A 22,985-nucleotide genomic window follows, 5' to 3' on the forward strand; every position below is an offset into this window, starting at 1 on the left:
GATGTGCGTGCGGTGCATATTACGGTCGGGTCACTTTACCTGTCGCCGCCACCTTACGACGCCCGAAGCCGTACGTACACCCGCAGAGCTCAGTTGCCTTATGGCGTTTGGAAGTTCAGGTAGGCACGCGACGGGGTCGGACCACGCTGACCCTGATATTTCGAGCCGACGGCGGCGCTGCCGTACGGATTCTCGGCGGGTGAACTCAATCGGAACAGGCAGAGCTGACCGATTTTCATACCCGGCCACAGGGTGATCGGGAGGTTCGCCACATTCGACAGTTCCAGGGTGATGTGCCCGCTGAAACCCGGATCGATGAAGCCCGCGGTGGAGTGGGTGAGCAGGCCGAGCCGGCCCAGGCTCGACTTGCCCTCCAGGCGGCCCGCGAGATCGTCCGGCAGGCTGCACACCTCGAGGGTGGAGCCCAGCACGAACTCACCCGGATGCAGCACGAACGGCTCATTGGCGGCGGGTTCCACCAGCGAGGTCAGCTCGTCCTGCTGTTGCGCGGGATCGATATGGGTGTAGCGGGTGTTGTTGAACACCCGGAAGAGGCCGTCCAGCCGCACATCGATACTCGACGGCTGCACCAGCTTCTCGTCGAACGGGTCGAGCCCGAGACGCCCTTCGGCGATCTCCTTACGGATGTCGCGATCGGAAAGCAGCACGCCAAGAGACTAGTTGTCGCTGTCCCGCACCTCGTCCGTCGGGGTCTCGGCGAGTTCGACGACGTGCCGCCGGGTGGGTAGCGGCCAGCTCGAATGCGCCTCGGCGCGCATGCGCTCGACCATATGTGGATAGTGCAGTTCGAAGGCCGGGCGTTCCGAGCGCACACGCGGTAGTTCGTAGAAGTTGTGCCGGGGCGGCGGACAGCTGGTGGCCCATTCCAGGGAATTGCCGTAACCCCACGGATCGTCCACGGTGGCGACCTCGCCGAAGCGGTAGCTCTTGAAGACATTCCAGACGAACGTGATCATCGACAGCCCGAGCACGAACGAGCCGATGGTCGAGATGGTGTTCAGCGTGGTGAAGCCGTCGCTCGGCAGATAGTCGGCGTATCGGCGCGGCATGCCCTCGTTACCCAGCCAGTGCTGCACCAGGAAGGTGGTGTGGAAACCGATGAACGTGGTCCAGAAGTGCAGTTTGCCCAGGCGTTCGTCCATCATGCGGCCGGTCATCTTCGGGAACCAGAAGTAGATGCCCGCGAAGGTCGCGAACACGATGGTGCCGAACAGCACGTAATGGAAATGCGCCACAACGAAATACGAGTCCGAGACGTGAAAGTCCAGCGGCGGCGCGGCCAGCACGACACCCGAGAGGCCGCCGAAGAGGAAGGTCACCAGGAAGCCGATGGACCACAGCATGGGCGTCTCGAACGTCAATTGCCCGCGCCACATGGTGCCGATCCAATTGAAGAATTTCACACCCGTCGGCACCGCGATCAGAAATGTCATGAGTGAGAAGAACGGCAGCAGCACCGATCCGGTCGCGTACATGTGATGCGCCCACACCGCCACCGACAGCGCCGCGATGGACAGCGTCGCGTAAACCAGTGTGGTGTAACCGAACAGCGGTTTACGACTGAACACCGGGAAGATCTCGGTGACTATGCCGAAGAACGGCAGCGCGATGATGTACACCTCGGGATGCCCGAAGAACCAGAACAGGTGCTGCCACAGAATCGCACCGCCATTGGCCGGATCGTAGATGTGCGCACCCAGATGCCGATCCACCTCCAGCGCCATCAGCGCCGCGGTGAGGATCGGAAAGGCAAGCAGCACAAGCACGCTCGTCACCAGGATATTCCAGGTGAAGATGGGCATGCGGAACATGGTCATGCCCGGGCAGCGCAGGCACACCACCGTGGTGATCATATTGACGCCGCCCAGAATGGTGCCGACGCCCGAGACCGCCAGGCCCATGATCCACAGATCCGCGCCCACGCCCGGCGCGTGCACGATGTCCGACAGCGGCGTGTACGCCGTCCAGCCGAAGTCCGCCGCACCACCCGGGGTGATGAAACCGGCGGTCGCGATGGTCGCGCCGAACAGGTACAGCCAGTAGCTGAGCGCGTTCAACCGCGGGAACGCCACATCGGGCGCACCGATCTGCAGCGGTAGCACCGCGTTCGCGAACCCGAACACGATCGGGGTGGCGTAGAACAGCAGCATGATGGTGCCATGCATGGTGAACAGCTGATTGAACTGTTCCGGAGACAGGAATTGCAGCCCGGGCCGCGCCAGCTCCGCCCGCATCAGCAGCGCCATCACGCCGCCGATCAGGAAGAACGACATGGCCGAGAACATGTAGAGAATCCCGAGCACCTTGGGATCGGTGGTCGTAATGGCTTTCCAGAGGAAGGATCCCTTGGGCTCGCGCCGCCGGGTGGAAGGCCGCACGGCCTCCAGTTGCGGTATATCCCGCGATGGCACCGTGGTCATACGTCACCCCCATGGGAGCACGGACGCACGCGCCAGCAAACGTTCAGCGCAACCCAAAGTCACTGTGGTGGACAGGCTTTCGACCCTGCGCCACAGTCTACGACCGCCCCCGTACAAAACCCCCCGGTTCGCGCAAAACGATCACCCACCCCGGCGCGCCGCCCCCGGACACGGCCGCGACTCCCAGGGTTGGCTGTGGCCGGGAGAGGTCTGATAGAGTCGCGAAAGCATCATGCCGATGTAGTTCAATGGTAGAACTCCTGCTTCCCAAGCAGGTAGCGCGGGTTCGATTCCCGTCATCGGCTCAAATGAGGATCCCCCGCCGAAATCCTTTGGCAGGGGATCTTTTTCATTCCTAGGATCTGATCATGGGAATCAAACGGGCCACCGCGCGAGTCATCCTGCTCGATCCCGACGACAGGGTACTGCTGTTCCGCTTCGCCCCGCCCGAACCCTTCGAGGAGAAGGTCGGCTGGCTCACCCCCGGCGGCGGCCTCGACCCGGGCGAATCACTCCCCGACGGCGCGATCCGCGAACTCTTCGAGGAAACCGGCCAGCGCATCGACCCCACCCGCCTGAGCCCGGTGGTAGCCGTCTCCTCCGGCCAATGGACCTCCTCCGAAGGCGTCCGCTACGACGCCACCGACTCCTATTTCCTGGTCCGCACCACCTCCACCGACGTGGACATCTCCGGGCACCAGGAGGTCGAGCGCAACGCGCTGTCCGGTCACCGCTGGTGGCCGCTGGCCGAACTGGAGCGGACACCGGACCGAGTGTTCCCACTCGGCCTGGCCGCCCTGCTCAGTCGACTGCTGGCCGGAGACATGCCCGCCGAACCCGTCGAACTGCCCTGGCGCTGAGGGTCATTCGCGGCTGACGGCTACTTCACGCATTCGGTGGTGATGCGTTTGACGGCGGCGCCGGCCTTGCGGAAGTCCTCGGAGGTGAGGTTGAGGGTGGCCGGGTTGTTGTAGCCGTGGTCGATGAGTTTTTGGATGCCGCTGTCGGACAGGCCGGTGTCGATGTAGATGCCGGCTACGCAGTCGGCGGTCTTGGCGTCCAGGCCGCCCTTGTCCTGCAGGGACTTCGAGATCTGCGGGGCGGTGAGGGTGGAGCCGCCGGGGGTGGCCGTGCCCGAGGTGGTGGGGGCGCCCGATTTGGCGGGGGAGGTGGTGGCGGTGGTGCCGCCGGGGCTCGCGGTGGTGGTCACCGCAGCGGCGGGGGCGGAGCTGGCCGTAACCAGGTTGGCGGGGGTGCTGTCGTTGGTGCTGCACGCGGCGAGCAGAGGCAGCGCGAGCAGCGCTGCCGCGATTACGGATTTCCTCATCGCATTCCTCGATCTCTCGGGCGGCGGGGGGTTCGCCGTCACCCGAGAGTGCGCGCAGGTACTTACGATCGGCTAGCGAAACGCCAAAAACGCAGGTGCGGAGACTAGTTGCCCTTCAGGCACTCGCTCACGATCTTATTGGTGGCCGAGCGTGCCTTGTCCGCGTCCGCGGTGGACATGCCGAGCGATTCCGGATCGGTGCCGGTGGCGCTCTTATTGTCGCTCTTGATCATGAGACGCAGGCCGTCCTGTGAAATCCCCTCGTTCACAAAGAGTTTCGCCGCGCAGTCGGCCAGCTTGGCATCCTTGAGGCCGCCGTTCTGCAGCGACTTCGAGATGTCGTCCTGGGAGACGGCCGCAGGCTTGTCATCACTACCGCAGCCCGCCAGCAGCGGCAGTGCCACGAGCGCGGCGGCGATCAGGGAAATCCGCACGGGTTCCTCACTTCTCACGAATCAATGTGGTTGGGCCGCAGGAACGATCTCACAGATCCATGGCGGCGCGCAGCGCTGTGTCGATTCGCTCGGCGGTCTCGGTATCCACGGCATCGACGCGTTCCTCGAGCCAGCCCCGATAGATACGACCGAGATTGCCCGCGTGCACCCAGCCGTACCCGGGAATCGGCACCGCGAGAATATCGCGCGGATCCTCATCCATCACCTCGGCGGCGATCAGCCACGGCCGCGGCGACTCATTGATGCCGTCGCTGCTGATCAGCAGGATATTGCGAACTCGTTCGGAACCGTGCGGGTGATAAACCCAGAGTTCACCCCTGCGCACGCAACTCCTTCTCGGCGGCGGCCAATTCCGCTTCGTCGTCGACGGCCTGCTGCACCGGATCGAAACCGGGACCGCAGCCGGTGCGCACGGCCTCCCGGCGCGCGGCGCGCGATATCCATGCGGAGGGCGATATACCCGCGCGGGCCGCGGCCTGCTCGGCATACGCCCAGGACGCCTCATCGAGTGAGAGGGTCACCTTACGGGTTGCCATACCTTTTATCGTACCGCCGACGACCGGGGAAGGAAGGGCTGTTCGAGGGCCGAAAAGCTCAATTGGCACACGGCCAACGACTGTTAGGGTCGATGCATGGCCAAGCTGAATCACCATCGCGCGGGCACCGGCGACCCCCTGGTCCTCGTGCACGGCGTCGGCAGCCGCTGGCAGGTGTGGGAACCGATCATCGACACCCTCGCCGCCTCCTTCGATGTGATCGCGGTGGATCTACCCGGATTCGGCGGCAGCGAACCGCTCGCGGACACCACGGTGTCCACCCTGGCCGACGCCCTGGTCGAATTCCTCACCGCCGAAGGCATCGAAAACCCGCACCTGGCAGGCAATTCCATGGGCGGCGGCATCATCCTCGACCTCGCCGCGCGCGGGCTGGCGCGTTCGGTCACCGCCTACTCCCCCATCGGATTCTGGGACACCCCCGGCCGCGTCTGGTGCCAGCAGGCGCTCGGCCGCGCCAAACAACTGACCAAAGTGCTGCATCCGGCGGTCCCGGCGCTGCTCGGCAATGCCGCGGGCCGCACCACCTTCTTGAGCCTGGTGTTCGGCAAGTCATGGGCGCTGGACCCGGCGATCGCCGTCGACACCGTCGAGGGCCTGCTCGGCGCGGGCGGCTTCGACGCCGCACTGGCCTCGTTCACCGACTTCCGGCTGCCCGACCGCACCCGGCTGGACAGCATCCCGGTCACCATCGCCTGGGGCAATCGTGACATTCTGCTCACATACGCCACCCAGGCCCGGCGCGCCCGCGAGGCACTGCCGGGCGCGCGGCATGTCACGCTGCACGGCAGCGGGCATACCCCGTTCTACGACGATCCGGCGGGCTGCGCCCGGCTGCTGCTGGATCAGCTGGACTGACACCCGAGCAGCCGAAGAGGAAAGACCATGAGCAACAACGTCTCCCTGCGTTTCGAAGGCGACCGCGCCTACGTCGCCCTGGACCGGCCGGACAAGCACAATGGCCTCACCATCGATATGCTCCGCGAACTCGCCCGCGTCGCCCGGACCATCGGGGGCCGCAAGGATATTCGCGCGGTCATCCTCTCCGGCAACGGCCCGAGCTTCTCCTCCGGCCTGGACGTCGCCAAGGCCATGAGCAATCCGCTGGACGTGGTGCGCTCGTTCGTACCGCTGCCGTGGACCGGTACCAATGACTTCCAGGAAGCCTGCTGGGCCTGGCGTCGCCTGCCGCAGCCGGTCATCGCCGTCGTGCACGGCCGCTGCTATGGCGGCGGGTTGCAGATCGCGCTGGCGGCCGACTTCCGTTTCGTCACACCGGATTCCGAGTTCTCGGTGATGGAGGCCAAGCACGGCCTGATCCCGGATATGACCGGTGCGGCCACCCTGTCCCGCCTGATCGGCATCGATCAGGCGCTGCTGCTCACCATGACCGCCGATCCGGTCGACGCCGCCTATGCCGAACGCATCGGCCTGGTCACCGAGGTGAGCGCCGATCCGCTGGCCGCCGCCGAGAAGCTCGCCGACCGCATCGCCACCCGCTCCCCGCACGCCGTCGCGAGCGCCAAGAAGCTCTTCGACCGCAGCTGGCAGTCCTCGGTGCGGCGCACCCTGGCCATCGAACGCGCCACCCAGCTGCCGCTGATCATCCGCCAAGCTCTCGGCAAAGGCTCCGAATAGCGATTCAGGCGGCGATCGGCAGGGTGATCGTTTCGGCGATCACCGCCTCGATCGGGGTGACGGTGAGCCCCAGCGCACGCTCGGTCACGGTCGCGTCCAGCACATCGGGATGTTCGAGGGCGTAATACATTTCGATCATCTCGGCGATGACCGGATTCTCCAGCCCGGCCCAGGCCAGCTCGTGCCGGGTCATCGGCACGAAGGCCGGTGCCGCTACCCCCGCTGCCGCGGCGATCCGAGTGGTCAACTCGCGCACCGAGATCCGGTTGGACGGCACATGCCAGGCCCGTCCCCAGGCAATCTCGGAACGAGCGGCCCCCGCCAGGGTTCGGGCCACATCGCCGATATACGACCAGGATTTCTCGACATCGAGATCGCCCGGATACGACACCGGTTCCCAGGCAAGCAGTTTCGGCACGACGAACATGTTGTACACCGAGGTGGCGGCCTCGCGCCCCAGGAACGCGGACGCCCGCACCTCGGTCACCCGCACCCGGCCCGCCTCGTGCAAGGCGAGAGCGTCCAGCCACATCCGGGCTCGCACAGCGCCTTTCACCGCGATCGGAGCCATCGGCAGATCCTCGGTGAACGCGCCGTCCACCCGCCCGTAGCCATAGGTATTGCTCAGCGAGACGTATCCCGCGCCGGTCCGCTCGGCCGCGGTCAGCAGCGCCGCACCGATCGGCGGGAATTCGGCGGGCCAGCGATCGTAGGCGGGCCAGGTGGTGTTGATCAGACTCGCGGCCCCCGTGGCCAATTCGCTCATCCGGTCCGCGTCGGTGGTGTCCCCCACCGCCAATTCGATGCGCGGATGCGCCGGTCCGAGGCCGCGGCGGCTCACCAGCCGGACCCGTTCCCCGGCCGCGGCGAGTTCGAGCGCGGTACGACTTCCGGTACCCCCGGCACCGGCGACGACGTGCAGTGACATCGGAATTCCTCTCCCAGCGGCCGCCCGTGCGGCGGCCCGGAAACCACTCTGCCGAGCCGGATCCGGGTACGGTAGTGGCCGGAAAGCCAGATATCCCAAGGATCGAGCCATGCACAGGATCGCGGTCGTAGCGGTACCGCCGGTGACCACTTTCGACCTGTCGATTCCGGAGGTGGTCTTCCCCGCCACGGTCATCGACGGCGCGCCCGGATATGAGGTGACGCTGTGCACGCCCGATCCGGGCATCGTGCCCGGCTACAACGGCACGCCCGTGGTGATCGAGCGCGGACTGGACGCGGCCGCGACCGCGGACACCCTCATCGTCACCGGAACCGGAGCCCGCGCCGAAGGCGATCCGCGGGTGCTGGATGTCCTGAGAACCGCTGCGGCCCAGGGCAAGCGGATCGCCTCCATCTGCACGGGCGCGTTCGTACTGGCCCAGGCCGGACTGCTGGACGGCCGCCCGGCCACCACCTACTGGCTGTTCTCCGATGAGATGCGCGAGCGCTTCCCCGCGGTGGATCTGCAACCCGATGTGCTGTTCGTCGACGACGGCCGGATTCTCACCTCCGCCGGACTCGCGGCGGGAATCGACCTGTGCCTGCACATGATTCGCGCCGACTACGGTGCGGTCGCCGCCAACGCGGTCGCGCGGCTGGCGGTGATGGCACCCTTCCGGCCCGGCGGCCAAGCCCAATTCATCGAGACACCACTGCCGCCGGAGACCGGCGCGTCGCTCGCGGCGACCCGGGAGTGGGCGCTGGCGCGATTGGAGCAGCGGCTCGCGCTGCGCGACCTCGCGGCGCACGCGAATGTCAGCACTCGCACCCTCACCCGGCGGTTCCGGGAGGAGACCGGTGCGAGCCCACTGCAGTGGTTGCTGCACCAGCGAGTGGATCGCGCCAGAGAGTTGCTGGAGGCAACCGGGCTGTCCATCGAGGAAGTCGCGCGGCGGTCCGGACTCGGCACCGCCGAATCGTTGCGTCAACATCTGCTGCGCCGGAATGGGCTGACGCCGAGCGGCTATCGCGTTGCGTTCAGCCGCAGGCGGTAGCTGGGCGACGCGCCGGTATCCACATCTGCGCAGTTCAAACCCGAAACGGTGCTCTAATCGATACCGGTAAGCCAATTCACGGCAAACAATCCCGATAGCTCTCCCGCAAGCCCGAGTTCCGCTGTTAGCATTTTCACACTTTGCCAGCGAGCCGAACATCTTGTGCGGTCCGTCACATATCGTGTGGTCGCGCATGATTTTCGGCGAGAACCGGAGGACCACGCATTGACCAAGTCCGCCTCCGTGCTGCTGTCCGCGATCGCAGGTGCTTCGGCCTTGCTTCTCACGCTGACAGGCCCGGCCGCAGCCAATCCCAATGCCATCAATCCGATTCCGGTGCTCAACGGCACCAATGGGCTACCCCAGCTGCCCGGTCGCACCAAAGCGGTCTTCCAGGTCACCGGTATGCAGAGCCCCAACAACACCCAGGCCTACAACGTGCTCGGGACCGACCTCGGCATCATGTGGGACAACGGCAACGGCGAAATGCTCACCACCTTCGGTGACACCGCCGGCCTCGGCTTCCCCAATCTGCTGGTCGGCAGCACCTGGGCCTGGCGTTCGAACATTCTCGTGCGCTCGCACACCCGGAATCCGGCCAACGGCATCTACTTCGACAGCGTCGTGCGCGATATCTTCGGCCAGGCCCGCGATCTCATCCCCAGCCCGAAGATCCCGTTCCTGGAGATCAGCCGCATCCCCACCGCGGCCATCTCGGTCGGCGGCACCCAATTCATGAGCCTGATGTCCGTGCAGAGCTGGGACGATGTCGGCCAGTGGACCACCAATTTCTCCGGTCTCGCCGTCTCCGGTGACAATGGCGAGAACTGGGTGGAACTGCCCGCCACCCGCCGCCCCGACGATCGCGGCAATGCCAACTTCCAGATGAACTCGTTCGTCAAGAACGGCGGCTTCGTCTACGAATACGGCACCGCGTCGGGCCGCAATAATCCGGCATTCGTGGCACGTGTCCCCGAGGCGGCCATCGGCGACCTCGGAGCATACGAATACTGGGTGGACGATCAGTGGAAGCGCGGTGACGTGGACGGAGCCACCCCGGTCATCGGCGGCGGCATCGCCGAGATGTCGGTGCAGTGGAATGACTATCTCGGGCAATACATCATGCTCACCACGGATCCGTGGAACTCGGTGGTCATGTACCGGGCACCGAATCCGGAGGGGCCGTGGAGCGGACCCGAGGTGCTCATCGACACCCGGGAACTCCCGACCGCGTACGCACCGTCGATCTTCCCGTACCAAACCGGCCGTGATCTCTACTTCCTCACAACCGTCCACAGCCAGTACAACGTGATCCTGATGCACACCACCCTCTAGCGAGGGCAAGCTCGGAACTCGGCCGCGAACACTGAGGTGTTCGCGGCCGAGGTGCGTGAGGAGGGGGAAGCACTCGGCTCGGGCGGGGTGGCCGACTCGCGGCCGAGTCGTGTTTCGGGTCGGCTTCTAGACTCGGGGGCATGGATGCCGACGGCTGGGACAAGCACTACTCGAGCACCGAGTTGGTGTGGGGCGCACCGCCGAACGACACCGTGGTCGAGCAGGTGTTCGGACTGGAGCGGCGACTGCCGCTGACCGGATTCGGGATCGGCGAACCGCGGCCCGAACTGCCCCGGGCGCTGGACCTCGGCTGCGGTGAGGGACGCAACGCGCTGTGGCTGGCCACGCACGGCTGGCAGGTCGATGCCGTGGACTACGCACAGGCGGGCATCGACAAGGGGCGCACCGTCGCCTCGCGACTGTCGCGGTCCGTGCGCGGGCGCATCAGCTGGCATTTCGCGGATGTGACGGACCTGCTCGCCGCCGGACTCACCGGACCGTACGAGCTGATCCTGCTGGCCTTCGTGCACCTGCCCGCCGCCGACCGCCGCGCCCTGCTGCTGAGCGCCGCAGGCATGCTCTCCCCCGGCGGCACTCTGCTCGTACTCGGCAATGACACCTCGAATCTCACCGAAGGCTATGGCGGCGAACAGGATCCGGCACTGACCTTCACCCCGAACGATATCGTCGACGATCTCGCCCCCACCGGCGACGATCTGCGCATCCGCGTGGCGGATCGGGTACACCGCCCGACCGAGGAACGCGATGCCATCGACGCGCTGGTCGTGGCCACCAAACCGATCCCGGAGGAAGAGGCCCCTGCCCTGGAAGGGCCCGCACCGACCGGCAGCTGACCGGTTGACCTAGGCGGACCAGCGGAGCAGCCAAGGGGTGACCGTAGCGGCGATGTCGTCGAAGCCCGCGCGGTAGGAATGCGCTTGGCCGGGAATGACTTTCACCTCGGTGGCGTCGGCGGGGTCGGGGATGCCGAAGGGGTCGCGGGCACCGTTCACCACCACAACCGGGATATCGCCGACGTCGAGGAGTTCCTCGCGGCGGGATTTCTCCGGCTTACCGGGCGGGTGCAGTGGAAATGACAGGGCGACAACGCCCTTGGCCTGCGCCGCGACAGCGGTGCGGCAGGCGACGCGCGCGCCGTTGCTGCGGCCGCCCTGGATGAGCGGGACGCCGCGGAACTTCCTGCGCACGGCGGTGATGATCTCCAGCCAGGCGGCGTCCTGCACGTCGGCCTTGCCGGGGGCGCGGCGGCCCGCCACTCGATAGGGCTGGGTCACCAGGACCACCGCACCACCGGATTCGAGGGCCGAATCACGCACGGCGAGCAGGTCTTTCGCATCCACGCCGCCGCCGGAACCGTGCGTGAGCAGCAGCAGGAAGGCGGGCGGTTTCTTCGCGGGTCGCGCGATGTCGATCTCGGCGGGACCGGCGCTGGTTTCGATGCGCACCGCCTCACGCTAGCGATTGCGCGGCTGTGAATTCGCGCGCCGCTCCGGCCGCTGATCAGCGGGTATAGGATCACCGCCGATTCGGCCGGGATGCGGCCCCTGAGCGGCGCGGGTGCCTTTCATCACATTGGCCTCGATCGTCTTGAGACGGCCCTTACCCATGGGTAACATGGCGCTTAAGTTACCCGTCAGTAGCGCTAGCTTTACGGTGTCTACTCGGTGGACCAACGGGCGGGAACGGCACAACCGAACCGCACCCATCTCAATGGAGAGTGAGTACGACCATGGGTCACTACAAGAGCAATGTCCGCGACCTCGAGTTCAACCTCTTCGAGGTGCTCGGCCTCGGTTCCCTCCTGGACGGCGGCGCCTACGGCGACCTCGACACCGAGACCGCCAAGGAAATGCTGAACGAGGTCCGTCGCCTGGCCGAGGGCCCGCTCGCCGACTCCTTCGAGGACGGCGACCGCAACCCGCCGACCTTCGATCCGGCCACCCACACGGTCACTCTCCCCGAATCCTTCAAGAAGTCCTACCGCGCCCTCGAGGACGGCGGCTGGGCCAAGGTCGGCGTGCGCGAGGAGCTCGGCGGCCTCGGCGCCCCGTCCGCCCTCACCTGGGCGCTCGGCGAAATGATCCTCGGCGCCAACCCCCCGGCCCAGATGTACGCCGCCGGTGCGGGTTTCGCGCAGGTCTTCTACAACAACGGCACCGATGAGCAGAAGAAGTGGGCTCAGGCGATCGCCGACCGCAACTGGGGCGCCACCATGGTGCTGACCGAGCCGGACGCCGGTTCCGATGTCGGCGCGGGCCGCACCAAGGCCGTCAAGCAGGAAGACGGCTCCTGGCACATCGAGGGCGTCAAGCGCTTCATCACCTCGGGCGACTCCGACGACCTGTTCGAGAACATCATGCACCTGGTGCTGGCTCGCCCCGAGGGCGCCGGACCGGGCACCAAGGGCCTGTCCCTGTTCTACGTACCGAAGTTCCACTTCGACTTCGAGACCGAGACCCTCGGCGAGCGCAATGGCGTCTTCGTGACGAACGTCGAGCACAAGATGGGCATCAAGGTTTCGGCCACCTGTGAGGTCACCTTCGGCGGCCACGGCGTGCCCGCCAAGGGCTGGCTGGTCGGCGAAGTGCACAACGGCATCGCGCAGATGTTCGACGTCATCGAGAACGCTCGAATGATGGTGGGCACCAAGGCCATCGCCACCCTGTCGACCGGTTACCTGAACGCGCTGGAGTACGCCAAGATCCGCGTGCAGGGCGCCGACCTGACCCAGATGACCGATAAGGCCGCGCCCCGCGTGACCATCACCCACCACCCGGACGTGCGCCGCTCGCTGGCCATGCAGAAGGCGTACGCCGAGGGCCTGCGCGCCATCTACCTGTACACCGCCGCGCACCAGAACGCCGATGTGGCGGAACTGGTTTCGGGCGCCGACAAGGATCTGGCGTTCCGCGTCAACGATCTGCTGCTGCCGATCGTCAAGGGTGTCGGTTCCGAGCGCGCCTACCAGTACCTGACCGATTCGCTGCAGACCTTCGGTGGATCCGGCTTCCTGCAGGACTACCCGATCGAGCAGTACATCCGCGACGCCAAGATCGACTCGCTGTACGAGGGCACCACCGCCATCCAGGCGCAGGACTTCTTCTTCCGCAAGATCGCCCGCGATCGCGGTGTGGCGCTGGCCCACGTGGCCGGCCAGGTGCAGAAGTTCATCGAGCGCGAGGGCGGCAACGGTCGCCTCAAGGCCGAGCGCAAGCTGCTCGCCACCGCCCTCGAGGATGTGCAGGCCATGGCCGCCACCCTGACCGGGCACCTGATGGGCGCCCAGCAGGACCCGAAGGAGCTGTACAAGGTCGGCCTGGGCTCGGTCCGCTTCCTGATGGCCGTCGGCGATCTGCTCATCGGCTGGCAGCTGCTGCAGCAGGCCGAGGTCGCCATCAAGGCCCTGGACAACGGCTCCACCGAGGCGTTCTACACCGGCAAGGTCGCCACCGCGCAGTTCTTCGCGCGCAACGTGCTGCCGGAGCTGACCGCCACCCGTTCCATCCTGTCGAACCTGGACAACGACATCATGGAGCTGGACGAGGCCGCGTTCTGACCTGAGCCCGCGGCTCGATAGCAATCGGTGCGCCCCCGGGATGACTCCCGGGGGCGCACCGCTGTCTGTGGATAAAGGTTGGGGCCCGGAGGATTCCGGGCCCCAACTCCTGTTTGTGATCTATCCCAAGTCATCCCAAGGGTTATCCACAGGCGGTGGATAACCTGTGTGCGAAGGGATCTCAGCTCACTCGCACTTCACGATCGGGATGGGGTCGTATTTGACGGTGCGGGTGTGGCGGTAGGTTTCCTTGCCGGACTTGGCATCTCGAATGATTCGGGTATCCGACGTGGTGAAACCCGGTGCGCCCTCCGAGGCGATGCAGTTCTTGCCCTTGGGGAGCGTCACCGTATTCGGCTCGGTCGGCTTCACGCGGTCACCGGTGATCGACTCCACCTCAACGGTTTTGGTACTCCACAGGCGCACCGTCAGCTCCGAGTCACCGCCGATGGTCTCGATGTAGATGCCGTACGGGGTGTTGTTGCGGAACTTCAGATCGATCGCGCCGTCGAAGACCGTGGCCTCGCGGGCGGCCGGATACCGGGAGATGTAGTAGCTGTGCTCGGTGTGGTCGACGTCTTCCAGACCGGCGAAGTAGGCCGCGTTGTAGAGCGTGGTCGCGAACTGGCTGATACCGCCGCCGACCGCGGTGCTCGGGCGGCCGTGATCGATGATGCCGGACTCGACATAGCCCTCCGCCACACCGCGGGTGCCGGTGAAGTCGTTGAGCGAGAACACATCCCCGGGCCGGATCACCGCACCGTCCACCTTGCGCGCCACCGTGCGGATGTTCACGCCGGACGGACCGCTGAAACCGCCCGTGGTGAACGATCCGACGGGCTGCACCACACCGAACTTCTCGGCGTCGGCGGTGGTCAGCTTGGGCTGCACCGGTTCGTAGACGACGGCCTTGGCGTGGTCGCCGGGTGAAATCAGCAGGGCGGGAAGACCTTCGAAGGTCTTATCCCAGTTGACGGCATCGCCGACCACCGCGGGCACCAGGGTGGCGCGGCTGCCCGACAGCGTCCAGGTGGCGTCCTTGGGTTCCACCACGGTGGGCTTCAACTGCGGTTCCAGCGCCGCGATCAGCGCGTCCCGGTTGTACGAGAGCTCCAGTGCGCCTTGATCGTTCGGCCGGAAGACGAGCACGCCCGCGAGCTGGGCGGGATCGAGCACGGCATTGCCGCCCTTCCCGGTGAAGGTGACCGGGACGCGCACCGCGGGCTGGGCGATCTCGCGCAGCGCCCTGTCCACCGCCGCGGAGCTGACCCGGGCCTGCTTCTCGACGGCGGGCAGATCCAGCACCGATCCGTCGGCCCAGTGGCCGACGAGCTGGGCGCGCGCGGCGGCCACATCGAGCACCCGCCCGGGCACCGGGTGCACCGGCACCGGCTTGCCCTGGTCGAAGACGATGCCGCCCTCGACGGGCTGGCGGTCATTGGCGCGCAGCGCGTCCAGCTGTGCGGTCATGGCGGCGTCGTCGACCAGGGTCGCGGGTTCCACCCGCCGGGTGGTGAACACCGACCACACCCGGGTGAACGGGTTCAGCGGCTGACCGCCGATGCGATCCCAGGTGCCGTCCCAGTCCACCGACAGGCCCGCCGTGCGCGGCACCAGATCGGCGCGCACATCCCCGATCTCGACCGTGAGCGGTTGTGCGACACGCTTATCGAGTTCCAGCTCCAGCCGGGTCTGCGCCTGTGCGCGCTGCAGCCCGCCGATATCGATGCCCGCTACCTGCACGCCACGCGGCGTCTGCCCGGATGAGAGCGTCCAATCCACCGCGAAAGCGATGCCTCCGACCGCCATCAGCACACCCGCCGCGATCCCGGCGCGGCGGGCCGTCGGCGAGTTCAGGAACTGGCGTACGGGTGTCGAAGGTTCGGCCGGGGTCTGTCGCGCACGCGCGTGCCGCCCGGGACTTCCGCTGGTCACGAACCATCCTCCCAAATGGTTGAATCCGGACTCGCACACGCGAGTCCGCCACCCACCATAGTGGGCGGCTCCGACACGGGGGTTCTTCCAGGCTCGCAGCTACTTCTGCGCAATACGGCACCGGAAACGAAGAGAGGCTCCGTGCGGTTGCCGGGTCGGGGGTCTGGCAACAGCACGGAGCCACCCCTTTATCGACACCCGTTCGAGGGCGTTACACACCTTCCCGATGAGACCGGAAAAAACTTCCGGCAACCGGAACTGGGACAATCAAGACGATCGCACCGGAACAGTCAGTAGAACCCGGGGCCGCCCGTGGTTCGGGACGACTCGAGGAGATGACATGCAGCTCGGAATGATCGGCCTGGGCCGGATGGGCGCCAATATCGTGCGGCGCATCGTCCGGGACGGGCACACCGCCGTCGGCTTCGAACGCAAGAGCTCGCATATCGACGAACTCGGCGCCGAACTCGGCGACAGCTTCTCCGGCAGTACCGAACTGAGCAAGTTCGTCGCCATGCTGGAGACGCCCCGGGTGGTGTGGGTGATGATTCCGGCGGGCGCGACCGGCGCGGTGATCGATCAGGTCGCCGAACTGCTGGAACCCGGTGACATCATCATCGACGGCGGCAACAGCCGCTATCACGAGGACATCAAGCGCGCGAAGGCGCTCCAGCCCAAGGGTATTCACTACCTCGATATCGGAACCTCGGGTGGCGTATTCGGTTTGGAGCGCGGCTTCTGCCTGATGATCGGCGGGGAGGCCGAGACGGTCGCCCATGTCGAACCGCTGCTCAAATCCATTGCCCCGGGCGTGGATACGGCCCCGCGCACCCCCGGGCGCACCGGCACCCCCGCCACCTCGGAAGAGGGCTACCTGCACTGCGGCCCCGCCGGTGCGGGACATTTCGTGAAGATGGTGCACAACGGCATCGAATACGGCGCGATGGCAGCGTATTCCGAGGGCATGAACATCCTGCACCGGGCCAACGTCGGCAACGAACAGGACACCGAGCATTCGGCCGAGGTCACACCCCTGGAGAATCCCGAGTTCTACCGATACGACATCGATATCCCCGAGGTCACCGAGGTGTGGCGGCGCGGTTCGGTGGTCGCCTCCTGGCTGCTCGACCTCACCGCCGCGGCGCTCTACGCCGATCCGAACCTGGATTCGTTCGGCGGCAATGTCTCCGACTCCGGTGAGGGCCGCTGGACGCTGGACGCCGCCATCGACGAGGGCGTGCCCGCGCCGGTGCTGTCCGCGGCGCTGTTCCAGCGTTTCTCCTCACGCGGTGAATCGCTGTACGCCGACAAGGTGCTGTCGGCCATGCGCCAGGCCTTCGGCGGTCATCACGAACTACCGAAGACCTAGCGAGCCGGAGATCAGAGACCCAGTGCCTGCGCCAGCATCTTCGCGACCGCCAGCGGTCCGAAGGTGAGCAGGTAAACCACACCGTCCACGATGGCCATCATCGGGCGGCTCCTTTCGATAGGGGTGTCATTCGAAGTTGCCGTCGATCCAGTCGATGGTCTGCATGCCGAACAGGTCGACGCCCCAGCCGTACATATCGGTGATGAAGCGTTCCATGCCGCAATCGGTCGGGGCGTAGGTGACGTCCGCGCCCTGACCGCGATAGGTCTCGGCGAGATTCCTGGCGTCCGCGGCGGGCACCAGCGACATCGGCGAATCATCCTTGGCGCACGAGGAGATCATGATCTTCGATGTCGGAGTTCCATTGCGCCCCAGCACATTGTTCGCGAACGCGCGCTGGAAATCCGGCTCGTCGGCCGGATTGCGGCCCGAGGTGAACAGCGCCTCCATCGGCACGAACGGCAGCCCGAAATAGGCGGGCACCTGGCACTGCGTGCGATAGAAGTTCGCCAGCGCCTGCCCGGCGGGATTGAGCTTGTCGTTCACCCGCATCTCCGGATACCACGGCTCCAGGCCGAGCAGCGTCGCGAGCGCGAAGCCCGAACCGATCGAACCGCTGGTGACGCGCATGAAATTGGCGGGATCGACGACCATGCCCTCCAGCAGCGTGGACTTGATGTCCAGCTCCGGCGCGTACGCCGGCGCCATTTCCGCCGAGAAGGCCGCTCCCACACCGCCGCCCGCGATACCGAACAGCGCGATCTGGGTGTCATTGCTCAACCCGGACTCCGGAAGCCGCAATGCCGCACGCGCGCCGTCCAATTGGGCGTGCCCGGAGTAGGTGCCGACGAAGACGCCGTGCGGATCGCGGTCCGCGTCATTGCCGACGTCGGAGATCATCACCGCGTAGCCCTTGTCGAACATGAGCGCCAGCGGGCCCAATGCCGACCAGGACGAACCGTCCAGGGGCGCGCCGCCGGTCCACTGCGTACTCGGATGGCACGACCAGCCGACACTGTCGTTCGCCTCCTGATAGGAGATGAGGCGGCGTTCGGCGGCGGGTTTACCGTCCTTGGGGATCATCAGGATGCCGGTGCTGATGACCGGGGTGACGCCGTCCGGCGCGGTTGTGACGTACATCAGTTTGTGCGCGTCGACCGTCGTCGGCTTGACGCCCAGGAACATCACGTCGACGGGCTTGGATTTCAGGATGTCACCGGGCTTTTCGGCACCGGTGAGCGGAGGCTCCTGATAGAAGGGGTCATTCGCGAGCAGTGCCTCGAATTTCTCCTCCGGAGAAGCGTTTTCGGCGGTGTTCAGCGTGCCGATGACGAATCCGTTGAAGACCCGGTCGATTCCGGGCACCGGATTCACCGGAGCCGCGGGATTCACCGGAGTCACGGGGCTCGCCGGTTCGGCGGTCGCCACGGCGGTGCCCGACAGCAGGACGGCCGCGGCGAACAGTACGGCGGGAAGTGTGCGTCGCATGGTTATCGCACCGCCATTTCCGCGCCCGTGGTGACCGGGTTCGCCGGTGTCACCTGTAATTGCCGCACAGCGGAATCGAGCAGCTGTGGAATGTTCAGCAGCGGGCGCTTCGATTCCATCTGCACCTCGTAGGGCGTGCGCATGGTGGCCTCCAAAGCGGGCCAGTTGTTCTCGACCTGATCGCGGTACTTGGGCAGCAGTTCCTCGGTGATGTACTCCCAGCGCGAATCCAGCACCGACCAATTCCATTCCGGCAGCGGCAGAGTCAGCAGCGAGGGGGTGCCATCGGCCGCGGTGAACGGGATCCGGATGGGGTGGAACTGGCGGGGCGGCACCACGCCCGCGACCGACGGGGAACCCGCCGCGCCGCTGAGATAGGTGATGGCCTCGCCGACATCGCCCTTGTACGAACGCACTTCGTCCCACTGCCGGGCAATGGCCCACTGCTGTTCCCGGCGCAACAGGGCGCGATTGCCGGTGGCGACGCGTTCACCGTTCCCGGAGGCGACATCGCGCCACGCGGCCATGATGTCATCGCCGAAGAGTCCGGCGGCCTGGAATTCCGCGAGCGCGGGCAGTCCGCCCGTGACATACGCGTCGTGCATGGGCATGAGGTCGGAGAAGATGTTCTTCTGCATCACCAGGATTCCCGCGATGACGTGGTCGACATCCTCGGGGGTGATGCGCGGGGCGGCCGACGCGAGCGCCCGCAGTCCGGCGGGCAGTCGCTGCACGGCCTGCGGTCCCGCGGTCCGCTGCACGGCGTCGAGCACCGCACCGGCCGATTCGGAAATCCCCGGCAGCCCATAGAGATCCGAGCCCATCAGCTCGAAATCGATGAGCCCGCCGCCGAAGTCGGCGCCGACCTGGCCGCCCATTCCGGCCCACTGGAGTTCGCGGTGTCCCAGTTGCAGATCCTCGTAGTAGCGGTAGGACCTGATGAGATTGTCGCGATTGGCGCGCACCCCGTCGCGCGGATTCCAGGCGCGCAGGTCGATGCCCGCCTTGCCGGTCGCGTCGACGAGCCAGTACTGGTAGAGCAGGGCGGCATAGCGCTGCGGCGGAATATCCTGTGCGCGAGCCTGTTCGAGCAGTCGGCCGAGTTCGGGGCCGTCGTACGGCAGGTCCGGGTGGACCCCGCCGGGACCGGCGGCCGCGTCCCGGTTGACCAGCGGCAGATCGAGATAGCGGTCCACTTCACTCGCCGAGGCCGGTGCCGCGGCGGCCATTCCCACTCCCACCGCGGCGGCGACTCCCAGCGCGGCCGTGCGCAGCATTGCGCCGATTCGCATATGTCAGTCCTCCATCAGGTTCGTCCCATAGAACCGGCCCGGCAGGTTTGCCACAACACTGCTAATGGCCGATCTGAGACAATTTCCCCTTGGCGCACATCCGCCAGATTCGGCTCGATGCCCCCGCAACAATCCGCAGACGTGCGTATTTATGCAGCTAGATTGGTTATCCAGCACGCGAACAGGATGCTACTGGACGGATGTCCGAATCACTTAATCGCCACATGTGTCGATCGCCACAGGTTTGCTAAAATCGCCCCCACGGGGGTACCCACACAAACCGGACCGAAACACCGGTGTCCGAATAGGCGCGAACCCCGGCGGCGGCTACCGTCGGATGCCATGCGCAACGCTCCTGGGATCGTGATCGCACTCACCGCCCTCGTATTGGCCGGCTGCTCCGGCAGCGGGTCCGATCAGTCGGCCCAATCGACCACCACCACAACGGGATCCAGCGAATCCACGCCGCCGCCGACCAGCTCCGCACCGCAACAGGACTGCGCGGCCGGATATTTGGCGAATTTCACGCTGCGGCAGAAGCTGGCGCAATTGCTCACCGTCGGCGTGACCGGCGAGGCCGATGCCGAGAACGTGGTGAAGACCGAGCAGATCGGTGGCATCTTCGTCGGCAGCTGGACCGATAAGGCGATGCTGGCCCAGCATCAGATCGACAAGGTGCAGGCCGCTTCCCGCACCCCGCTCATGGTCACCATCGATGAGGAGGGCGGCCGGGTTTCGCGGGCCAAGGACCTGATCGGCGTCGCACCGTCCGCCCGCGCCACCGTCGGCCAGATGAGCGCCGACGAGTTCTACACCTTCACCCTGGATCGATCCAAGAAGCTGAAGGCGCTCGGCGTCACCGTCGATTTCGCGCCCGATGTGGATGTGAGCAGCCAGCCCGACGATTCGGTGATCGGCGATCGCTCCTTCTCCGATGATCCGAATGTGGTGGCGCAGTACGCCGATGCGTATATCCGCGCCGCGCACGACGCCGGGCTCGGCACCGTCATGAAGCATTTCCCGGGCCACGGTTCGGGCTCGGGCGATTCGCACACCGGTGCGGTGAAGACCCCGCCGCTGGCGCAATTGCAGACCTCGGATCTGGTCCCGTATCGCAAGCTCATCGACTCCGGTTCGGCCGTCATGGTCGGGCACCTCGATGTGCCCGGACTGACCGAGCCGGGTAAGCCCGCCAGCATCAGCAAGGAAGCCATGGATTTGCTGCGCCAGGGCACCGGCTATGGCGCGGCCCCGTTCGACGGCGTGATCTTCACCGACGATCTGGGCGGTATGGCCGCCATCACCGCACGCATGAGCATCGAGGACGCGGTGGAGGCCGCCCTGGTCGCGGGTGCCGACAATGCGCTGTGGATCACCACGGACGCGGTCCCGCAGGTGCTGGACCGCCTGGTGCAGGCCGTGCAGAGTGGCCGCCTACCGGGAAGCCAGGTGGATGCCTCGGTACTCCGGATGGCAAAGTACAAGGGCACCGCTCCACACTGCTGACGCCCGATGGCGAATCACCGGCAATTCGCACTCGCGGAACTTACCTTGGAGTAAGATAGGGGCTTCGATATGTCCTAGGAGATGTGGATGGCAGGCGGAACGAAACGACTTCCCCGCGCGGTGCGCGAGCAGCAGATGCTCGACGCCGCGGTGGAGGTCTTCTCGCGCAAGGGTTATCACGACACCTCCATGGACGCCATCGCCGCCGAGGCGAAAATCTCCAAGCCCATGCTCTACCTGTACTACGGCTCCAAGGACGAACTGTTCCGCGCCTGCATCCACCGCGAGAGCATGCGGTTCATCGAAGCCGTCGCGGTGGCGGGCAACCCCAAGCTCACCCCGCACGAACAGCTGCGGGCGGGCCTGGAGGCATTCCTGTCCTACGTCGATCACAACCGGCTGTCCTGGCAGGTGCTCTATAGACAGGCACTCGGCCAGCAACCCTTCGCCTCGGAGATCTCCAACAGCCGGGACCGGGTCATCGAGCTGACCGCGAAACTGCTCGAATCCAGCGCCAAGTACGCCGAGCCCGGCACCAATTTCGAAGTGGTGTCGGTCGCGGTGATCGGCGCGGGCGAGGCCATCGCCGACCGGGTCGCCAGCGGCACCGTCGATATGGCCGAGGCCGTGGACCTGCTCGACAACCTCGCCTGGCGCGGTCTGTCCGGTAAGAAGAAGGAAGCCGAACCCGCCTGACGGGACGAATTTCCCGCAGCGCTTGCCAGTCCCGTTAACGCCTGCCACAGTCGCTCGGATTGTGTTGTTGGACGGCCGGTGCGCACCGGCCCGGGAAACGGGGACTCGCATTGTTCGGAATGCTCAAGCCGTGCGCGCACAGTGCCGCCGAATACGGTATGGAAGCGACCGCCTGGCAAACCCAGATGTGCGGGCTCTGCCTGGGGCTGCGGGACGGCCACGGGCAGCTCGCACGGGCCGCCACCAATACCGACGCCATCGTGCTCGGCGTACTCACCGAGGCACAGCAGACGCTGACACTCGAGCGCACCGAGGCCGGGCCCTGCCCGCTGCGCGGTATGCGCAAGGCCAGCGTCGCACCCGCGGACTCCCCCGGCGTACAGCTGGCCGCCACCGCCGCACTGCTGTTGGGCGCGGCCAAGATTCGCGATCACATCGACGACGGTGACACCCGACGCCTGAGCAAGCGGCCGATGGCGCACGTCGCCGATCGCTGGCACAACCGGGCGCGCGCGGCCGCTGCGCCCATCGGCCTGGATATCGACCCGCTCATCACCGCGATCGAATCGCAAGTGGCGCTGGAGGAATCCGGAGCGTCGCTCGCGGAACTGACCGCGCCCACCCAGCGCTGCGCGGCGGAGTTGTTCGCGCACACCGCGATTCTGGCCGGACGCCCCGAGAACGCCGACGCGCTACGGGAAGCGGGCTGGCATTTCGGCCGCATCGCCCACCTCGCGGACGCCATCGAGGATATCGACGAGGACCGCGCGGCAGGGCGGTTCAATCCCCTGACCGCGACCGGCACCAGCACCGCCGATGCGCACGCCCTACTGCGCGAATCGAATTCGCTGCTGAAGGCCGCCCTGGTCCGGGTCGGCCTGGATCGCACCGCGTCCATCCGCTGGATGCTGCTGGACCCGCTGCACGGCGTCGTCCGCAAGCTGGGCCGGGCCGCCGGAACCGTGCACGCCTGCGCCACGCACGCCTGCGGCACTCATCGGAGCACCGAATCCGTGGCTCCCGCAGCCGGTTCGGAATTCCTGGTGACCGCCGTCGCGAACGGGCCGCACGCGGTGTTCGGCACCGAGCCGCCGCGCACGCCCTTCCGCAGGCCCGGATTCTGGGAGGGCATCGGAATCGGGTTGTCCCAGTACTGCACCGGATACGCCTGCTGCGCCGAGCACACCAGCCCGTGCAGCGGCGAACGCAAGGAGTCGTGGATCAACCGGGGATGCTGCGATTGCGGCGACTGCTGTGACTGCGGCGATTGCTGCAGCGGCTGCGACTGCTGCGATTGTGACTGCTGCGGCTGCGATTGCAGCTGCTGAGCGCCGAAAACGTAAAAGCCGCACACCGATTCCCCCTCCGGATGTCGAAACCCCTGCGTGGC

22 protein-coding genes and 1 tRNA gene are annotated in these 22,985 nt (G+C 66.4%); 12 read left to right on the plus strand and 11 right to left on the minus strand.

All coding sequences use genetic code 11. The features are described from left to right. Positions 1-98 precede the first annotated feature (98 nt). Both dcd and ctaD read right to left on the minus strand, forming a co-directional pair. The gene (dcd, locus tag AB0L82_RS15770) at positions 99-668 is read right to left on the minus strand and encodes a dCTP deaminase (protein ID WP_364636336.1); all 570 of its coding nucleotides are present in this window, start codon (positions 666-668) and stop codon (positions 99-101) included. A 9-nt stretch (positions 669-677) separates the two neighbouring features. Beyond that, the gene (gene ctaD, locus AB0L82_RS15775; RefSeq protein WP_364636339.1) at positions 678-2,441 is read right to left on the minus strand and encodes a cytochrome c oxidase subunit I; all 1,764 of its coding nucleotides are present in this window, start codon (positions 2,439-2,441) and stop codon (positions 678-680) included. A gap of 234 nt (positions 2,442-2,675) precedes the next feature. Between ctaD and AB0L82_RS15780 the strand changes: the two genes are divergently transcribed. Both AB0L82_RS15780 and AB0L82_RS15785 read left to right on the plus strand, forming a co-directional pair. Next, positions 2,676-2,746: transfer RNA gene (locus AB0L82_RS15780), tRNA-Gly, on the plus strand. Positions 2,747-2,809: 63 nt separating this feature from the next. Then, the gene (locus AB0L82_RS15785) at positions 2,810-3,301 is read left to right on the plus strand and encodes an NUDIX domain-containing protein (protein ID WP_364636342.1); all 492 of its coding nucleotides are present in this window, start codon (positions 2,810-2,812) and stop codon (positions 3,299-3,301) included. Between the two features lie 20 nt (positions 3,302-3,321). Here AB0L82_RS15785 and AB0L82_RS15790 read toward each other — a convergent pair whose 3' ends face one another. From AB0L82_RS15790 to AB0L82_RS15805, 4 genes are all read right to left on the minus strand, one after another. Next, on the minus strand, positions 3,322-3,768 hold the full coding sequence (locus tag AB0L82_RS15790; protein WP_364636345.1) for a hypothetical protein: 447 nt from the start codon (positions 3,766-3,768) through the stop codon (positions 3,322-3,324). A 104-nt stretch (positions 3,769-3,872) separates the two neighbouring features. Continuing rightward, positions 3,873-4,202 carry a hypothetical protein gene (locus tag AB0L82_RS15795; protein WP_364636348.1) on the minus strand — a complete coding sequence of 110 codons (330 nt, stop codon included), beginning with the start codon at positions 4,200-4,202 and terminating at the stop codon, positions 3,873-3,875. A gap of 49 nt (positions 4,203-4,251) precedes the next feature. Beyond that, on the minus strand, positions 4,252-4,548 hold the full coding sequence (locus tag AB0L82_RS15800) for a hypothetical protein (protein WP_364636351.1): 297 nt from the start codon (positions 4,546-4,548) through the stop codon (positions 4,252-4,254). Then, a complete protein-coding gene (locus AB0L82_RS15805; RefSeq protein ID WP_364636354.1) occupies positions 4,535-4,759 on the minus strand; it encodes a hypothetical protein in 225 nt (74 codons plus the stop codon). The genes AB0L82_RS15800 and AB0L82_RS15805 overlap by 14 nt, the downstream gene beginning before the upstream one ends. A 96-nt stretch (positions 4,760-4,855) precedes the next feature. On the opposite strand from AB0L82_RS15805, the gene AB0L82_RS15810 reads away from it, so the two are divergent. Both AB0L82_RS15810 and AB0L82_RS15815 read left to right on the plus strand, forming a co-directional pair. Continuing rightward, the gene (locus AB0L82_RS15810; RefSeq protein WP_364636357.1) at positions 4,856-5,635 is read left to right on the plus strand and encodes an alpha/beta hydrolase; all 780 of its coding nucleotides are present in this window, start codon (positions 4,856-4,858) and stop codon (positions 5,633-5,635) included. A gap of 27 nt (positions 5,636-5,662) precedes the next feature. Then, positions 5,663-6,415, plus strand: a complete 753-nt coding sequence (locus tag AB0L82_RS15815) for a crotonase/enoyl-CoA hydratase family protein (protein WP_364636360.1) — start codon at positions 5,663-5,665, stop codon at positions 6,413-6,415. 4 nt (positions 6,416-6,419) lie between these two features. On the opposite strand, the gene AB0L82_RS15820 is transcribed toward AB0L82_RS15815, so the two are convergent. Beyond that, positions 6,420-7,343 (minus strand): NAD-dependent epimerase/dehydratase family protein, encoded by a 924-nt coding sequence (locus AB0L82_RS15820; protein WP_364636363.1) that lies wholly within the window; start codon positions 7,341-7,343, stop codon positions 6,420-6,422. Positions 7,344-7,452: 109 nt separating this feature from the next. Here AB0L82_RS15820 and AB0L82_RS15825 point away from each other — a divergent pair, with 109 nt between their 5' ends. The 3 genes from AB0L82_RS15825 (at position 7,453) to AB0L82_RS15835 (ending at position 10,586) form a co-directional block, all read left to right on the plus strand. Further along, positions 7,453-8,397: a helix-turn-helix domain-containing protein gene (locus AB0L82_RS15825; protein WP_364636366.1), complete on the plus strand. Its 945-nt coding sequence runs from the start codon at positions 7,453-7,455 to the stop codon at positions 8,395-8,397. Positions 8,398-8,622: 225 nt separating this feature from the next. Then, positions 8,623-9,732, plus strand: coding sequence for a DUF4185 domain-containing protein (locus AB0L82_RS15830; protein ID WP_364636369.1), 1,110 nt, complete (start codon positions 8,623-8,625; stop codon positions 9,730-9,732). A 140-nt stretch (positions 9,733-9,872) separates the two neighbouring features. Next, the gene (locus AB0L82_RS15835; protein WP_364636372.1) at positions 9,873-10,586 is read left to right on the plus strand and encodes a class I SAM-dependent methyltransferase; all 714 of its coding nucleotides are present in this window, start codon (positions 9,873-9,875) and stop codon (positions 10,584-10,586) included. 9 nt (positions 10,587-10,595) lie between these two features. Here AB0L82_RS15835 and AB0L82_RS15840 read toward each other — a convergent pair whose 3' ends face one another. After that, positions 10,596-11,198 carry an alpha/beta family hydrolase gene (locus AB0L82_RS15840; RefSeq protein WP_364636374.1) on the minus strand — a complete coding sequence of 201 codons (603 nt, stop codon included), beginning with the start codon at positions 11,196-11,198 and terminating at the stop codon, positions 10,596-10,598. Between the two features lie 284 nt (positions 11,199-11,482). Between AB0L82_RS15840 and AB0L82_RS15845 the strand changes: the two genes are divergently transcribed. Beyond that, on the plus strand, positions 11,483-13,309 hold the full coding sequence (locus AB0L82_RS15845) for an acyl-CoA dehydrogenase (protein ID WP_364637898.1): 1,827 nt from the start codon (positions 11,483-11,485) through the stop codon (positions 13,307-13,309). A 186-nt stretch (positions 13,310-13,495) separates the two neighbouring features. Here AB0L82_RS15845 and AB0L82_RS15850 read toward each other — a convergent pair whose 3' ends face one another. Beyond that, positions 13,496-15,244, minus strand: a complete 1,749-nt coding sequence (locus AB0L82_RS15850; RefSeq protein ID WP_364636376.1) for a VanW family protein — start codon at positions 15,242-15,244, stop codon at positions 13,496-13,498. Between the two features lie 340 nt (positions 15,245-15,584). Here AB0L82_RS15850 and gnd point away from each other — a divergent pair, with 340 nt between their 5' ends. Further along, positions 15,585-16,613, plus strand: a complete 1,029-nt coding sequence (gnd, locus tag AB0L82_RS15855) for a phosphogluconate dehydrogenase (NAD(+)-dependent, decarboxylating) (RefSeq protein ID WP_364636378.1) — start codon at positions 15,585-15,587, stop codon at positions 16,611-16,613. A gap of 126 nt (positions 16,614-16,739) precedes the next feature. Here gnd and AB0L82_RS15860 read toward each other — a convergent pair whose 3' ends face one another. Together AB0L82_RS15860 and AB0L82_RS15865 are read right to left on the minus strand one after the other, a co-directional pair. Continuing rightward, on the minus strand, positions 16,740-18,101 hold the full coding sequence (locus AB0L82_RS15860) for a lipase family protein (RefSeq protein WP_364636380.1): 1,362 nt from the start codon (positions 18,099-18,101) through the stop codon (positions 16,740-16,742). A gap of 2 nt (positions 18,102-18,103) precedes the next feature. Beyond that, positions 18,104-19,393: a hypothetical protein gene (locus tag AB0L82_RS15865; RefSeq protein WP_364636382.1), complete on the minus strand. Its 1,290-nt coding sequence runs from the start codon at positions 19,391-19,393 to the stop codon at positions 18,104-18,106. 342 nt (positions 19,394-19,735) lie between these two features. Between AB0L82_RS15865 and AB0L82_RS15870 the strand changes: the two genes are divergently transcribed. The 3 genes from AB0L82_RS15870 to AB0L82_RS15880 all read left to right on the plus strand — a co-directional run bounded on the left by AB0L82_RS15870 (position 19,736) and on the right by AB0L82_RS15880 (position 22,923). Next, the gene (locus AB0L82_RS15870) at positions 19,736-20,899 is read left to right on the plus strand and encodes a glycoside hydrolase family 3 N-terminal domain-containing protein (protein ID WP_364636384.1); all 1,164 of its coding nucleotides are present in this window, start codon (positions 19,736-19,738) and stop codon (positions 20,897-20,899) included. An 87-nt stretch (positions 20,900-20,986) separates the two neighbouring features. Continuing rightward, complete coding sequence (locus AB0L82_RS15875; RefSeq protein ID WP_364636386.1) at positions 20,987-21,595, plus strand: TetR/AcrR family transcriptional regulator; 609 nt, start codon at positions 20,987-20,989, stop codon at positions 21,593-21,595. 119 nt (positions 21,596-21,714) lie between these two features. Continuing rightward, positions 21,715-22,923 carry a DUF5685 family protein gene (locus AB0L82_RS15880; RefSeq protein WP_364636388.1) on the plus strand — a complete coding sequence of 403 codons (1,209 nt, stop codon included), beginning with the start codon at positions 21,715-21,717 and terminating at the stop codon, positions 22,921-22,923. Positions 22,924-22,985 lie beyond the last annotated feature (62 nt).

This window comes from Nocardia sp. NPDC052001, assembly GCF_040680615.1.
GTDB lineage: Bacteria > Actinomycetota > Actinomycetes > Mycobacteriales > Mycobacteriaceae > Nocardia.